12 protein-coding genes are annotated in these 13,279 nt (G+C 50.9%); 6 read left to right on the top strand and 6 right to left on the bottom strand.

The window, feature by feature from the left end; translation table 11 throughout:
* The 4 genes from GQ51_RS03435 to GQ51_RS03420 all read right to left on the bottom strand — a co-directional run bounded on the left by GQ51_RS03435 (window position 1) and on the right by GQ51_RS03420 (window position 4,660).
* Entirely contained in the window at window positions 1-750 is a 750-nt protein-coding gene (locus tag GQ51_RS03435) for an ABC transporter ATP-binding protein (protein ID WP_047549797.1), read from the bottom strand.
* Window positions 751-765: 15 nt separating this feature from the next.
* Entirely contained in the window at window positions 766-1,566 is an 801-nt protein-coding gene (locus GQ51_RS03430) for an ABC transporter permease (protein ID WP_047549794.1), read from the bottom strand.
* A 259-nt stretch (window positions 1,567-1,825) separates the two neighbouring features.
* The gene (locus tag GQ51_RS03425) at window positions 1,826-4,342 is read right to left on the bottom strand and encodes a tetratricopeptide repeat protein (protein ID WP_052177682.1); all 2,517 of its coding nucleotides are present in this window, start codon (window positions 4,340-4,342) and stop codon (window positions 1,826-1,828) included.
* A gap of 21 nt (window positions 4,343-4,363) precedes the next feature.
* Window positions 4,364-4,660, bottom strand: coding sequence for a hypothetical protein (locus GQ51_RS03420; protein ID WP_047549791.1), 297 nt, complete (start codon window positions 4,658-4,660; stop codon window positions 4,364-4,366).
* Window positions 4,661-4,879: 219 nt separating this feature from the next.
* Here GQ51_RS03420 and GQ51_RS03415 point away from each other — a divergent pair, with 219 nt between their 5' ends.
* The gene (locus GQ51_RS03415) at window positions 4,880-5,689 is read left to right on the top strand and encodes a glycosyltransferase family 32 protein (protein WP_047549788.1); all 810 of its coding nucleotides are present in this window, start codon (window positions 4,880-4,882) and stop codon (window positions 5,687-5,689) included.
* The gene (locus GQ51_RS03410) at window positions 5,689-6,435 is read left to right on the top strand and encodes a phytanoyl-CoA dioxygenase family protein (RefSeq protein ID WP_047549785.1); all 747 of its coding nucleotides are present in this window, start codon (window positions 5,689-5,691) and stop codon (window positions 6,433-6,435) included. Before GQ51_RS03415 ends, GQ51_RS03410 begins: the two co-directional genes overlap by 1 nt.
* Before the next feature lie 22 nt (window positions 6,436-6,457).
* Here GQ51_RS03410 and GQ51_RS03405 read toward each other — a convergent pair whose 3' ends face one another.
* Both GQ51_RS03405 and rfaH read right to left on the bottom strand, forming a co-directional pair.
* Complete coding sequence (locus GQ51_RS03405) at window positions 6,458-7,237, bottom strand: ankyrin repeat domain-containing protein (RefSeq protein ID WP_047549782.1); 780 nt, start codon at window positions 7,235-7,237, stop codon at window positions 6,458-6,460.
* Window positions 7,238-7,406: 169 nt separating this feature from the next.
* Complete coding sequence (rfaH, locus tag GQ51_RS03400; RefSeq protein ID WP_052177681.1) at window positions 7,407-7,952, bottom strand: transcription/translation regulatory transformer protein RfaH; 546 nt, start codon at window positions 7,950-7,952, stop codon at window positions 7,407-7,409.
* Window positions 7,953-8,354: 402 nt separating this feature from the next.
* Here rfaH and GQ51_RS03390 point away from each other — a divergent pair, with 402 nt between their 5' ends.
* The 4 genes from GQ51_RS03390 to GQ51_RS03375 all read left to right on the top strand — a co-directional run bounded on the left by GQ51_RS03390 (window position 8,355) and on the right by GQ51_RS03375 (window position 13,190).
* Window positions 8,355-9,809 carry a mannose-1-phosphate guanylyltransferase/mannose-6-phosphate isomerase gene (locus GQ51_RS03390; RefSeq protein WP_047549777.1) on the top strand — a complete coding sequence of 485 codons (1,455 nt, stop codon included), beginning with the start codon at window positions 8,355-8,357 and terminating at the stop codon, window positions 9,807-9,809.
* 83 nt (window positions 9,810-9,892) lie between these two features.
* Entirely contained in the window at window positions 9,893-11,002 is a 1,110-nt protein-coding gene (gene gmd / locus GQ51_RS03385; protein WP_047549774.1) for a GDP-mannose 4,6-dehydratase, read from the top strand.
* 62 nt (window positions 11,003-11,064) lie between these two features.
* Complete coding sequence (locus GQ51_RS03380) at window positions 11,065-12,027, top strand: GDP-L-fucose synthase family protein (RefSeq protein WP_047549772.1); 963 nt, start codon at window positions 11,065-11,067, stop codon at window positions 12,025-12,027.
* Window positions 12,024-13,190 (top strand): nucleotide sugar dehydrogenase, encoded by a 1,167-nt coding sequence (locus tag GQ51_RS03375; RefSeq protein ID WP_047549769.1) that lies wholly within the window; start codon window positions 12,024-12,026, stop codon window positions 13,188-13,190. Before GQ51_RS03380 ends, GQ51_RS03375 begins: the two co-directional genes overlap by 4 nt.
* Window positions 13,191-13,279: the final 89 nt, after the last annotated feature.

The raw sequence follows: 13,279 nt of genomic DNA, 5'->3' as shown, positions 1-13,279 counted from the left end.
TCAGGGCTTTTTGCTGAAATACATCTCTGCAACCTGGCTTGCGTCGCCATCCATCAGGATTCTGCCATGTTCCAGCCAGATGATACGGTTGCAGACCTGCAGCAGCTGTTCTTTAGAGTGGCTTGCAATTACCAGAATGCTGGTTTTATCCACCAGTGCTTGCATGCGTGCCCTGGCTTTTTCCTTGAAACCCTCATCACCGACCGATAGCCATTCATCCATGAGCAGGATCTGCGGGTGGACGATGGTTGATACCGCGAATGCCAGGCGCAGATGCATGCCGGAGGAGTAGGTGCGTACCGGCATGTCTGCAAAGCCGCCCAGCTCGGAAAATTCGATGATCTCATCAATGTTTTTATTGATCACGGCTTTGCTCAGGCCAAGCAGGCTGCCGCGGATGTAGATGTTTTCCCTGCCGGTGGCTTCGTGGTCGATGCCGAGTGATATGTCGATCAATGAACCGATCTCACCGTTAATCCTCACGTTGCCTTCGGATGGAAAGTAAACGCCGGAAAGCAGGCGCAGCAGCGTGCTTTTACCCGCGCCATTGTGGCCGATAATGCCGACACGATCGCCATCCTGCAATGTGAACGTCAGGTTCTCAAGCGCCCGAACCAGCACGCGTCCCTGTTGGTCGGTATTCAGCTGGCCGCCGGTCGCCACTTTGATCAGGTGGTTCTTTAATGAACGGCTATTGGCGTTATAGATCGGGAAATCAACACTGACGTTATTAAACTCAATTCTGGCCACTATGTATCCTCTGAATCAAAGCCAATAGGGGATGCGGCGTCTGTAACTGCCGTAGAAGGCGAGTGCCAGCACCGAGCCTATGATGGCCATTGCAATTGAAACCAGCCAGTTGGTTGCGGTTGGCATGGTTCCCAGCAGCGGCGCACGCATAATCTCGATAAGATGGAAAACGGGGTTCAGGTCCAGCAAATAGCCGCTGACATGGGCGGAGATGGTTTTCGGCATCCAGATGATCGGTGTCAGGTAGAACGTGACCTGGATCAGGCTCGCCACCATTTGCGGCATGTCACGGTAGCGGGTGCAGATGGTGGCCAGTATCAGTGCGACCCAGGTCAGGTTGATCGTTGCCAGGATAAATCCCGGAATGCTCAACAACGCAACCTGCCCCAGCGGTTTGCCGACAATGATCAGCACGACAGGGAATATCACGATGTTGTGTGCCAGGATCAATACATTGCGCCAGACCATGCGCAATATATGCACAAACAATGGGATCGGCAGCTGCTTGATGATGTTTTCAGCTGCGATAAAGCCGGTGCAGCCTTCAATGATGATATTGGAGATAAACGTCCACAAGATGATGCCGATTGCAATGAACGGCAGGAAATCCTGCACAGGGGCTTTAAAAACCTGGCTGAACACAAGGCCGATGGCACCTATCATCACACTCATGCTCAATGTCAGCCAGAATGGACCCAATGCTGAACGCCTGTAGCGCTGGCGTATATCCTGCCAGGCCAGCAGGGTGATCAGCGCGTGCCGCTTAACCGCTGCGGCCAGGTCCTGGCATGCAATGCCGAAAGAGTTGTTTTGCATTCGTTACAGTAATATCCGTGAGGATGAAAAAGTCACTGGAGCACCAGTGATGGAAATCATTGGTCTAAATAACGCATAGCCTGATTGAGCGGTGTCAACCAGGCTATGTACGCGTTGCAGATTATAATGCCTAATCGTAACGGCTAATATTTATTTATCATTTGCGGCAGCTTGCATATGCTATGCGTGGGGCGGATGTGCCTGCTTCAGTTGAAATGGTTCGCCGTTGACCCTGTCATGCATGTAAGCCAATTGCACATTATGGCGATATCCGCTCATGATCGTTTACTGTTGCAATGATATGATCGGGCATCAGGCCTGCCTGATAGCGCTCATAAATTTGCGTGTAGGCGGCTTCAATATGATTGCAGAAATGCTGGGTATCGAACAATGGCGTCGTTAGCCGGTTCTCTGCCAGTTTCTGTTTTATTTCCGATAGCTTGCCGGGCTGTGTGGCGAGGGCGATGGCTTCCGCCTCGTACTCTTGCGGTGTTGCCGTGATCAGTTCTGGCAAGTGGATTGCATTAAGCAGGCTAGCCGCCATCCTGCCTGCAAAAGTTTCGCCGAGATAAGTCAATACAGGCAAGCCAGCCCAAAGCGCATCACTGGCGGTAGCGCCGGCATTGTAGGGTGTCGTATCCAGGAATAGATCAGCGACGCGAAACCTGGCCAGGTATTCAGGCAAGGGCAGGCGCTTGGCAAAAACCAGGCGCCGTGCATCAATGCCCCTGTGCGTGGCTTCTGCCCGAAGGTTGTTTTCGGTGGTAGCGTTGTCGCCGACCAGCCATAGTACGCTGTGTGCGACTTGCTGCAATATCCGCATCCAGCAATCAAATGTATGCGGCGTGATTTTATAATTGTTGTTAAAACAGCAGAACACAAAGCCTGTAGCGGGTAACCCCAACTCTTCCCGTGTAAATACTTTCTCCGAAATGCGGCGCTTGCTGTCATTCACCTGGTAACTGGGTAGATAGATGATCTTTTCGGTATAGTCTTTGCGGTGCTCCGGCGGGACCATCGTTGCATCTGCGATTAAATAATCCATGTAACCTGCGCCCAGCGTGCCCAGATAGCCTAAATAGCTCACTTGAAGCGGTGCAGCCCTTAAAGCGAATACACCAGTCCTGCTTTTTGCGGTGAAGCCCCCTAAGTCTACTGCGATATCAATTTCCAGCTTTCTCGCCATTGCGCTTATTTCCATATCCGAGAGTTGGCGGACATCAATGAACTGATCGAATGCCGCTTCAACACGAGACCTCATGTCGTCTTTTGTCTCAGGGCCAAAATAAAATGCAATCAGTTCGAACCTGGATCTGTCATGCGTTTCAAATAATTCTGCGGTCAGGAAAGCGAGTGGGTGATTACGGAAGTCTGCCGAGAAATAGCCGATGCGTATTTTCTGGTGCCTGTCATGCTTGCCAGCCGCAGGGGGCGTGTCATTGGATGTTTGCAGGCTTTGCACATAAATTTCTGCCGCTTTTTTCTGCAGGCTGCGGGAGCTGGATTGCGCGAGTACCACAAATGGCGGTGTCGTTTTTTCATTCTGCTCGATTTTGTCGGCAAGCAGCTTCATTTGATTGTCATAATTGCTCCAGTTGCAAAGCTGCATTCTGCTGTGTATCCAGTAACCATATAAAAAATCATGATCCGGCATCAATGCAAAGGCACGGTCATAACTCGCCAGCGCTTCATCCGGGCGGTTGAGGTCATTCAGGATCATTCCGCGGTTGTAATGGGCATCTGCATAGTCAGGGTCAAGCACGGTGGCACGGTCATAACTCGCCAGCGCTTCGTCCAGGCGTTTGAGGACATTCAGTACAATGCCCTTGTTGTAATAGGCCTCTGCATAATCAGGATTAATTGCAATGGCACGGTCATAATTGGCCAGCGCCTTATCCCAGCGCTGAAGGTCATAAAGTGCAAGCCCAAGATTATTGTAGGCTTCGGCATAATCCGGCTTGAGTGCGATGGCGCGGTCATAACTGGCGACTGCCTCATCAAGCCGCTTGAGATTGCTGAGTGCCGTACCCCGGTTGTTGTATGTTTCAGCATGGTCAGGCCTGAGGGTAAGGGCATGGTCGTAACTCACCAGCGCTTCGGCAAACCGTTTCATGCTATCCAGCACAACGCCCCGGTTGTTGTGGGTTTCAGCGTGGTCAGGCCGCAGTGCGATTGCCCGGTCATAATCGGCCAATGCTTCATCGAAACGTTTCAGATGGTTAAGCAGCAGCCCCCGGTTGTAATAAGCTTCGGCATAATCCGGCTTGAGGGCGATGGCGCGGTCATAACTTGCCAGTGTTTCATCCGGCTGCTCCAGTTTGTTGTGTGCAATGCCCCGGTTATAGTAAGCCTCGGCGTAGTCCGGCTTGAGTGTGATGGCGCGCTCATAGCTTGCCAGGGCTTCATCCGGACGCTGCATGTCATTCAGCACAATGCCCTGGTTATTGTATGCCTGTGCATAATCCGGTTTGAGTGATATGGCATGCTGATAACTTGCCAATGCTTCTTCAAACCGGTTCAGGTAATAAAGCGCAATGCCGCGATTGTTGTATGTGGCAGGCTGATTGGCATCAATGCCAAGTGATTGCGTATAAAAGACCTCAGCCTGGCTTAAATTGCCTGCTCTAAAAGCCTGGTCCCCTGCATCTTTCAGTTCTGCGGCAGTGAGAGACAGATCCTGCCCGGGAGCCTGGTGCTGTATCCCATCCTTGGCGTCATTGATCGGATGATCGGGTGATTTGTCTTGTGAAAAGAGCCGCACTAATTTTTTTAACATGTTTTTAAATTTCTAAACTTATTAATTCATATGCATCAGGAGTTCTTGGGTCGTGCTGTCAACAAAATCCTTCTGGTGCCCGATTTCGGTGAGTCTCCATCTGAACTCGTTGGCCAGTTTTGATTTCTTTAAGAAATTAAGTTTATTCTTCTGTTGGTATTGATTCAGCTCCCTGCAGATTTTTTGCATGCTTCTGGCGTTGTGTTCATTGGCCTTTTTTGGGTTTTTATTATTCTTTTCCAATTCTGCTGATAAATCGTTGGCAAGCTTGATGGCAAGAAGCGTCACTTCTTTTGTATTGAACCAATCAAAAAACATATTTTGGATTCCTTGGAAGTTTTATTTTTTAGTTATTTTTACATGAATGCATGCGACATCATAAAACAATTAAGCGGAAATGATTGTTGACGCGCCACGCTGCATGCCCATTAATGCGAGCTAGTCTAGCATGTAACGTCAAATGGCTGCCTTAGGCGTGATAGTTTTTGATTTAAATGATAAGCTAAAGGCGTTGGGGATACAGATAGCCTTCATATAATGAGAAAAATCCAGAAAATATTCCAGATCGCGATTGCTGCGGAACCGGTCCGCATGGAGGCGTGGTCGCCAGGATTCAAAATGAACGTTGAATCCTTTAAAAACAATTATCCTGATGCTGATTATCGTCTGTATCAGGATTCAGATTTAAGACAGTTCCTGTCAGACAATTTCGATACCGAAGTCGTTGAAACCTATCACAGGCTGAAGCCTTATGCCTTTAAAGCGGATCTGGCAAGGTATTGCCTGCTGTATATCCATGGCGGCCTTTATTCTGACCTGTCACACCTGCATCTCACGCCGCTCCAGCCTGATGAAAATACCGGAATGATTGTGTTCCGCGATATTTCCGGTCATCCATCGTGGGCAGTCAGCAATGCGGTGATCTATTCCGAGCCGGGCAGAAAAGAGCTTAAACATGCGATCGATATGATAGTAGGCCACGCCGCCGGGAATTATTACGGTGATTCATGCCTGGATGTGACGGGGCCTTATCTGTTCGGCAGGGCTTTGGCCTCGGTGAATAATTACCGGGATATTGTATTTGGGGATTCACGTGAGTTAACGCCTAACCGCGCTGAAAACAGAAACATATACAAGATGCTTCCCGGTGGCGATTTAATCGCATTCAGGAATAAAAAAGAAGGCGGGCAGATCGCTGATTATGGCATCAAAGGCGCGAACAATTACGCGGAAATGTGGAACCAGGGACAAGTCTGGGCTGAAAAAGGCATTCTGGATTCGCTGATACAAATGATCAGGCCTGTTATCGGAATCCCGTCATCGGGGTTCAGGGGTCGGATAAAGTGATGCTGTCAAATAGCCAGGTTGTTGAAAATATGGGCCAGTCAGATAATCTGAAAAAACATGGTTTTGCTGTATTGCCCAGGCTGTTCAATCCGGAGCAGATTGCATACGCCAGAAAAACCGTGCTGGACAATATGCATTTGTTAAAGAACACCAGGCCAACCGTTTCTTCACGGCATCTGGCAGGTTTTCACCGCCATCCGCAATTTGAAGACCTGCATGCCATGCTGGCAAGCAATCCTGGTGTCTGTGCTTTTATCAGGGGCGCGCTGGATGATATGGAGATCGTAACGATAGGGTTGAGCGATATCACCGTTAACAGGTCGCAAGAGTGGCATTGTGATTTGCTAAGGGGGCGATTCAGCACTTACCTGAGTGACGATGTATGCTGGGGGCCGCGTGGCGGTGGCGTTTATAAAGCGCTGCTTTACCTGCAGCCGGGCAGGACCCTGGCTACGGTGCCGGGGTCACACCTGCGCAGAATATCACTGGAAGATGATCAATGCGTCATTCCCAAGGATCCTGACAGCATTACCCATGTGCATGTTAATGGCGGCGATGTCGTCATCATCGATCTCCGGCTGATTCACCGCGGCTCCACAGAAGCCGAGATGCAGTCTTTGTCTTTGGCTGATAATCCCAAGATCCTGGTTTCTACGGTTTTTGGCGGCGTGGATTACCCGCTGACCAATGCAATGGAAGTCGGGAATTTTCACCGGCTGATGGCCTGGATCAATCAATATTCATAGGCTTGGCGATTGGTGCAGCGCTCTATTTGCGCTGCTCTTGTATTTTGCGGCGTATCAGCTCGGCAATCCTGGTGTTGCCGGTCATTTCTGCGATAGACAATGCGCTTTTGCCGGTTTTGGTGGCTGCAAGCAGGTTGGCGCCTTTTTCGATCAGCAGCTCGGCGACGCCCGAAACCCCACCGGTGACGGAAAGTATCAGCGGTGTAAAGCCAACCAGGTCGCGCACATTGATGTTGGCACCTTTGTGGATGAGCAGCTCAGCCAGTTCTTTGTTGCCGCTGCTTAATTTGCCGCAGGTCAGCAGCAGCGGGGTCATGCCGATGCGGTCCCTGGCGTTGATGTCGGCACCGGCGTTGATCAGCAGGCGCGCGATGATGGTATAGCCTTTTTTCAGGGCGATGATGACTGCGGGTGTTCCCTGGTCATCTTCAGTATGGATGTTGAAATTGGCACGCACAAACAGGTCAACCAGCTCGATATTGCCTTCAGAGATAGCATCTATAAACCCTTTTTTGTCCAGGTTTACACCGCGCCGTTCCAGTTCGCGTATGGCATCCACCTCGCGCTCGGCATGGCGCAGCCGCTCCAGTTCGCGGTACTCACGCAGGAACATGATGTCTCGCATGACGCCTTCAGAGAATCCTTGGCGCCCGCCGCGCCGGTCGATGATCAGTTCGCTGAAATAATCATCAATCTCGGGTTTATCCCATAGTGCCTCTATCTTGCTCAGGATGCGATCAAAGCTTTCTTCAAGCTGAGTAGGATAATGTTCACCTAAGTGTTCAAAAAAAGGATGTTTCATGCGGCGTCTTGAGTCTCTAAGAAAGGTAATTTGCCCGAGCCCAGCCATTCAGCCGGGTATGGTTGTTGATCAGTTATGTTGATTGTCACACAAATCCGGGTCAGTGACACGGCTGGTGTATTAAATTCAGCTTGAATGCATATCGACGGTGACAGTCGCGGCGAATTGTTTAAGCCAGTTTGCTTAACGCATTCAGGTTGATGGAGATTTTCTGCATTTTATTAAGCAGTTCAATGAGCACAATGGCGCGGCTATCTCCCTCTTGCATTTCAAATACGGCCAGCAGGTCCCGAAACGGGCCGGCTGTGATCTGCAGCGCCTCGCCAGGCTGATATAGCGCCTGTGGCCCGGGCTGCAATTGCTTCAGCGCCTGCACCAGCGCAGCCGGTACTATGGCCGGTTGGCCGCCGGTACGCACCAGTTCACTGACACCCAATGTATTGCGAATCGTATGCCAGGGGCTGCGGTGAGCATCGAAGCGGACAAACAGGTAGCGCTTGAACAAAGGTTCTTCTACTAAACGGAGCTTGCCGCGCAGCAAGCGCTCTGTCTGGTGCAGCGGCAGGTAAACTTCAAACGCCTGCTGTTGCAGGTTTTCCAGCGCGCGGTACTCCTGACGCGGTTTGGTGTAAATCAGGTACCAGTGGGCACTGTCTACTGCATCTTCAGGTTTTGTTGCTTTGGGAACGGCGGGTGCAGGCAGGTCATTCGGCATGGCTGCATTTTAACCTGCATGCCATCTTTTAAGCACGATTTTGGTGCAAATTTAATGTTCATCAGCCGGGCGCTTGCTTGAGCGCATGGTTTCAATACTGTATAGTCGCTGGCTTGCGTATGCTGATCGTGGTTACAGTATGGCGGTAGCGTGCCTGACGCATACTGAAATAGAGGCAGATGCAGCCAGCCACAATCTGATAACCGGAGCCAATGTGTGATGTGCTTGAAACCTGCTCGCCGCGCACAATCCTTTCAGTTTGAAGTGATGGATTTGAGAGGCTGTCTTTTTTCTGAAAACTGATTCTGATAGGCTTGAACATTGCTTTATCAGGTCGCGTATCGGCGCATTGCAACATCAATAAAAAAATTATGACACGTACAATTCTTTTCTATTTCACCCATGCATAAACCTCCTCATTTGAACATTGTTCCAGTCATTCTGTGCGGCGGCTCCGGTACCCGCTTGTGGCCTTTATCGCGTTCTGGATTCCCTAAGCAGTTTCTGGTGCTATCGGGAGCGACCAGCCTGTTTCAGCAGGCGGTGGCACGCGTGAATGCGCTGGCGGCAGACGATATCAGTATCGGTGAAACGCTGGTGGTGACGAATGAAGAGCATCGTTTTCTGGCGCTGGACCAATTGCGCGAGCTGCCGCAGGTTGCCACCACGCTGCTGCTGGAACCTGTGGGACGCAATACAGCACCGGCACTTACGCTGGCTGCGCTAAAGGCAATAGAGCAGGGTGACGACCCGATTCTGGTCGTGACCCCGGCCGACCAGACCGTGCAGAGCAGTGCCGCGTTTACCGAAACGCTGCAAGCCAGCATCCGCGATGCGGCAGATGGCGCTATTGTTATCCTTGGAGTCACGCCGGATGCTCCGGTCACCGGTTATGGCTATATCAAACACACCGGCGAGCAAAATGCCCATGGTGCCTACCGCGTCGCCCAGTTTACCGAAAAGCCGGATGCGGCAACCGCACAGGCTTACGTTGAAAGCGGTGACTACACCTGGAACAGCGGCATGTTCGTATTGCGTGCCAGCACCTGGCTGAAAGCGCTGCAACACTTCCAGCCGCAGATGGTGGCCGCTACTATGCTGGCATTCAGCAGTAAAAGCCGTGATGCACAGTTTGAGCGCCCGGATGCAGATGCTTTTGCCAGAATCCCGGCTGATTCTGTGGACTACGCCGTACTGGAACGCTGCCCGGATTCGGAATTTCAAATTCATATGCTGCCGCTGGCCGCCGGCTGGAATGACCTTGGCGCCTGGGATGCCGTATGGCAGGTGGGCGAGCAGGATAAATCCGGCAACGTGAAGCTGGGCGATACGCTGCTGGCAGATACCGCAAACAGTTTTATCTATGCAGGCAGCCGCCTGGTCGCTACGGTGGGGGTAGATAACCTGATTGTGGTGGAAACCGCGGATGCGGTGCTGGTTGCAGACCGCAGCCAGAGCCAGCATGTGAAAAAACTGGTCACGCAGCTGGAATCATTGCGCCGTAACGAACATGTTCTCCCCAGAAAAGTGCACCGTCCCTGGGGCTGGTATGACAGCACTGATGACGGCGACCGTTTTAAGGTAAAGCGTATTCATGTCAAACCCGGCGCCAGCCTCAGCCTGCAGAAACACCACCACCGCACCGAACACTGGATCGTGGTGACAGGCACGGCTGAAGTGACCTGTGACGGCAAGACATTCATGCTTACCGAGAACCAGTCCACCTATATTCCGCAAGGGTCAACACATCGCCTGAGCAATCCAGGCAAGGTGCCCCTGCAGATCATCGAGGTGCAGTCCGGCACTTACCTGGGTGAGGATGACATCGTACGTTTTGAAGACCATTACGGCCGTTAAGCCGGATCCGTTTTACATCAAAGCTATTAAGCAATTGCAATCCAATCATTCAAATAAGAACTCACAAACAAGAACTAAAAACTATGACCACACAGACCTCGCATCAACAAAAAGTCGCCCTCATTACCGGTGTTACCGGCCAGGATGGGGCTTACCTGGCAGAACTGCTGCTAAGCAAAGGATATATTGTGCATGGCGTAAAGCGCCGTGCATCCCTGTTTAATACTGACCGCATCGACCACCTCTACCAGGATCCACATGTAGATAACAAAAATTTCATCCTGCACTATGGCGACCTCACGGACTCCACCAACCTGATCCGCATCATTCAGCAGACGCAGCCGGACGAGATTTACAACCTGGCTGCCATGAGCCATGTCGCTGTCAGCTTTGAAACCCCGGAATATACCGCTAATGCCGACGGCATTGGTACTCTGCGCATTCTCGAAGCCATTCGTATTTTAGGTTTTGAGAAAAAAACAAAATTCTATCAGGCCTCAACTTCAGAACTGTATGGCCTGGTGCAGGAAACTCCGCAGAAAGAAACCACCCCATTTTACCCGCGCAGCCCATATGCGGTTGCCAAAATGTATGCGTACTGGATTACGGTTAATTACCGTGAAGCCTACGGTATTTACGCCTGCAACGGCATCCTGTTCAACCATGAAAGCCCGATCCGCGGAGAAACCTTTGTGACGCGCAAGATCACGCGCGCACTTGCCCGCATCAAGCTTGAGCTGCAAGACTGCCTGTATCTGGGTAACCTTGACTCACTGCGTGACTGGGGCCATGCCAAAGATTACGTCGAGATGCAATGGCTAATGCTGCAGCAAGACCAGCCAGACGACTTTGTGATTGCCACCGGCGTACAATACAGCGTGCGCGATTTCGTCAATGCCGCAGCCAAAGAGCTTGGTATCAGCGTACGTTGGGAAGGCACAGGCGTTGATGAAAAAGGCTACGATGCCGCTACCGGCAAATGCATTGTGCAGGTTGACCCGCGCTATTTCCGCCCAACGGAAGTGGAAACCTTATTAGGCGACCCAAGTAAAGCCAAACAAAAACTGGGCTGGTCGCCCAAGATCACTTTCGATGAACTGGTGGCCGAGATGGTGCGTGAAGATTTGAAGAGCGCACAGCGTGACGAGCTGGTGAAGCTTCATGGCTATCAGGCCATGGATTACCACGAGTAATCGTGCTATTTATCAGCAGCCTTTTCATTCCAATGTCATTATAAAAAACATTCATCAAACTTATGGATAAGCACACAAAAATCTACATTGCCGGTCACCGCGGCCTGGCTGGCGGCGCCATACTGCGCGCACTGCAACGTGAAGGCTACACCAATATCGTTACGCGCACCCATGCCGAGCTGGATCTGGAAGATGCCGCAGCGACACGCGCTTTTTTTGAACAGGAGCGGCCGGCTATTGTATTTCTGGCGGCGGCCAAGGTAGGCGGCATTCATGCGAATAATACCTATCCGGTAGATTTTCTGATGAATAACCTGCAAATAGAGAACAGCGTATGCAAGGCTGCTTTTGCCACCAAGGTTGAGCGCGTGATCTTTCTCGGCAGTTCCTGCATCTATCCGCGTGACTGCCCGCAGCCAATTAAAGAAGAATACCTGCTGACCGGCCCGCTGGAGCCGACTAACCGTGCCTATGCGCTGGCAAAGATCGCCGGCATTGAAATGTGCTGGTCTTATAATCGCCAGTATGGCACCAAGTGGCTGGCTGCCATGCCGACCAACCTGTATGGCCCGGGTGATAGTTACGACCTGAACAACTCGCATGTGCTGCCGGCATTGATTCGCAAGATGCACGAAGCCAGGCAGGCCAATGCCAAAGAGGTTGTGCTGTGGGGTAGCGGCACGCCCAAGCGTGAATTCCTGTATGTGGATGACCTGGCGAATGCCCTTGTGTTTCTGGCTACGCTTGATGCTGCCCGTTATGACACCTTGGTTGAGCCGACACGTTGCCCGCTCATCAATGTTGGCTCCGGTGAAGACCTCACGATACGCGCCCTTGCTGAAACCGTGGCCAAAGTCGTCGGTTATCAGGGCGGCTTTGTGCAGGACACCAGCAAACCTGATGGCACCATGCGCAAAATTATGGATGTATCCAGAATCAAAGCGTTGGGCTGGCAGCCGAAAACGGATCTGGAAGCTGGTATCGCCCTCTCTTATAAAGATTATCTGGAAAGTTTGCCATCATGAAAATAGCAATTGCCGGCACCGGCTATGTCGGGTTATCAAACGGGATTCTACTGGCGCAACATCATGAAGTTGTTGCCCTTGATGTTTTGCCAGAAAAAGTCGCCATGCTCAATCGCAAGCAATCACCGATTGAAGATGCAGAGATACAGGATTACCTGGCGAACAAACCGCTTAACTTTAAAGCCACGCTGAATCGTAATGAAGCGTATACCGGTGCGGATTTCGTTGTCATAGCGACGCCTACCGACTACAACCCGAACACCAACTACTTCAATACCCAAAGTATTGAATCGGTGATACGCGATGTGATTGACATCAACCCGCATGCGGTCATGGTGATCAAATCCACGGTACCTGTCGGGTATACCGAAAAGATACGCCAGCAGTTTAATTGCAACAACATCGTTTTTTCGCCGGAGTTCCTGCGTGAAGGCAAAGCCCTTTATGACAACCTGTACCCGTCACGCATCATTATCGGCGAGCGCTCACCACGTGCCGAGGTTTTTGCCAATTTGCTGAAGCAGGGCGCAGTGAAGCAAAATATCGAGGTGCTGTTTACCGGCAGCACCGAGGCTGAAGCGATCAAACTGTTCGCCAACACCTACCTGGCAATGCGGGTAGCCTATTTTAATGAGCTTGATACCTATGCGAGCACCCATGGCCTGGATACAAAACAGATCATTCAGGGGGTGAGCCTGGACCCACGTATAGGCGACCACTACAACAACCCTTCATTCGGCTATGGCGGCTACTGCCTGCCAAAAGACACCAAACAGCTATTGGCCAATTACAATGAAGTGCCGCAAAACCTGATTCATGCAATTGTAGAAACCAACACCACCCGTAAAGACTTTATTGCTAATGAAATCCTCAAGCGTAACCCCAAAGTGGTTGGCATCTACCGGCTGGTGATGAAAGCAGGCTCCGATAATTTTCGAGATTCCAGCATTCAGGGCGTCATGAAACGCATCAAGGCAAAAGGCATAGAGGTCGTGGTGTATGAGCCCGCCTTTGCCGAGCCATTGTTCTTTAATTCAAAAGTCATTAAAGATCTGCAACAGTTTAAGCAGATGGCAGATGTGATTGTGGCGAACCGCATTAGCGATGAGATTAGCGACATGCCTGGCAAAATCTATAGCCGTGATTTGTTTGGTAAAGATTAAGTTAGTTAAGTGTTTGAGTTTTTAAAGCTCTAATTAATTTGGCAAAGTGTACTTTTTCTGAATTTCAACAAATGCTTACAGTATCAAAA

The organism is Methylotenera sp. G11, assembly GCF_000799735.1.
Classification (GTDB): Bacteria; Pseudomonadota; Gammaproteobacteria; order Burkholderiales; family Methylophilaceae; genus Methylotenera.
This window is presented reverse-complemented; position numbering and strand designations above follow the sequence as displayed.

Bases quoted from the DNA above. Each gene is read 5' to 3' on its own strand.
- GQ51_RS03430 (WP_047549794.1), bottom strand. From the start codon at position 1,566: ATGCAAAACAACTCTTTCGGCATTGCATGCCAGGACCTGGCCGCAGCG.
- GQ51_RS03420 (WP_047549791.1), bottom strand. From the start codon at position 4,660: ATGTTTTTTGATTGGTTCAATACAAAAGAAGTGACGCTTCTTGCCATC.
- GQ51_RS03380 (WP_047549772.1), top strand. From the start codon at position 11,065: ATGGATAAGCACACAAAAATCTACATTGCCGGTCACCGCGGCCTGGCT.
- GQ51_RS03425 (WP_052177682.1), bottom strand. From the start codon at position 4,342: ATGTTAAAAAAATTAGTGCGGCTCTTTTCACAAGACAAATCACCCGAT.
- GQ51_RS03415 (WP_047549788.1), top strand. From the start codon at position 4,880: ATGAGAAAAATCCAGAAAATATTCCAGATCGCGATTGCTGCGGAACCG.
- rfaH (WP_052177681.1), bottom strand. From the start codon at position 7,952: ATGCCGAATGACCTGCCTGCACCCGCCGTTCCCAAAGCAACAAAACCT.
- GQ51_RS03375 (WP_047549769.1), top strand. From the start codon at position 12,024: ATGAAAATAGCAATTGCCGGCACCGGCTATGTCGGGTTATCAAACGGG.
- GQ51_RS03405 (WP_047549782.1), bottom strand. From the start codon at position 7,237: ATGAAACATCCTTTTTTTGAACACTTAGGTGAACATTATCCTACTCAG.
- gmd (WP_047549774.1), top strand. From the start codon at position 9,893: ATGACCACACAGACCTCGCATCAACAAAAAGTCGCCCTCATTACCGGT.
- GQ51_RS03410 (WP_047549785.1), top strand. From the start codon at position 5,689: ATGCTGTCAAATAGCCAGGTTGTTGAAAATATGGGCCAGTCAGATAAT.
- GQ51_RS03390 (WP_047549777.1), top strand. From the start codon at position 8,355: ATGCATAAACCTCCTCATTTGAACATTGTTCCAGTCATTCTGTGCGGC.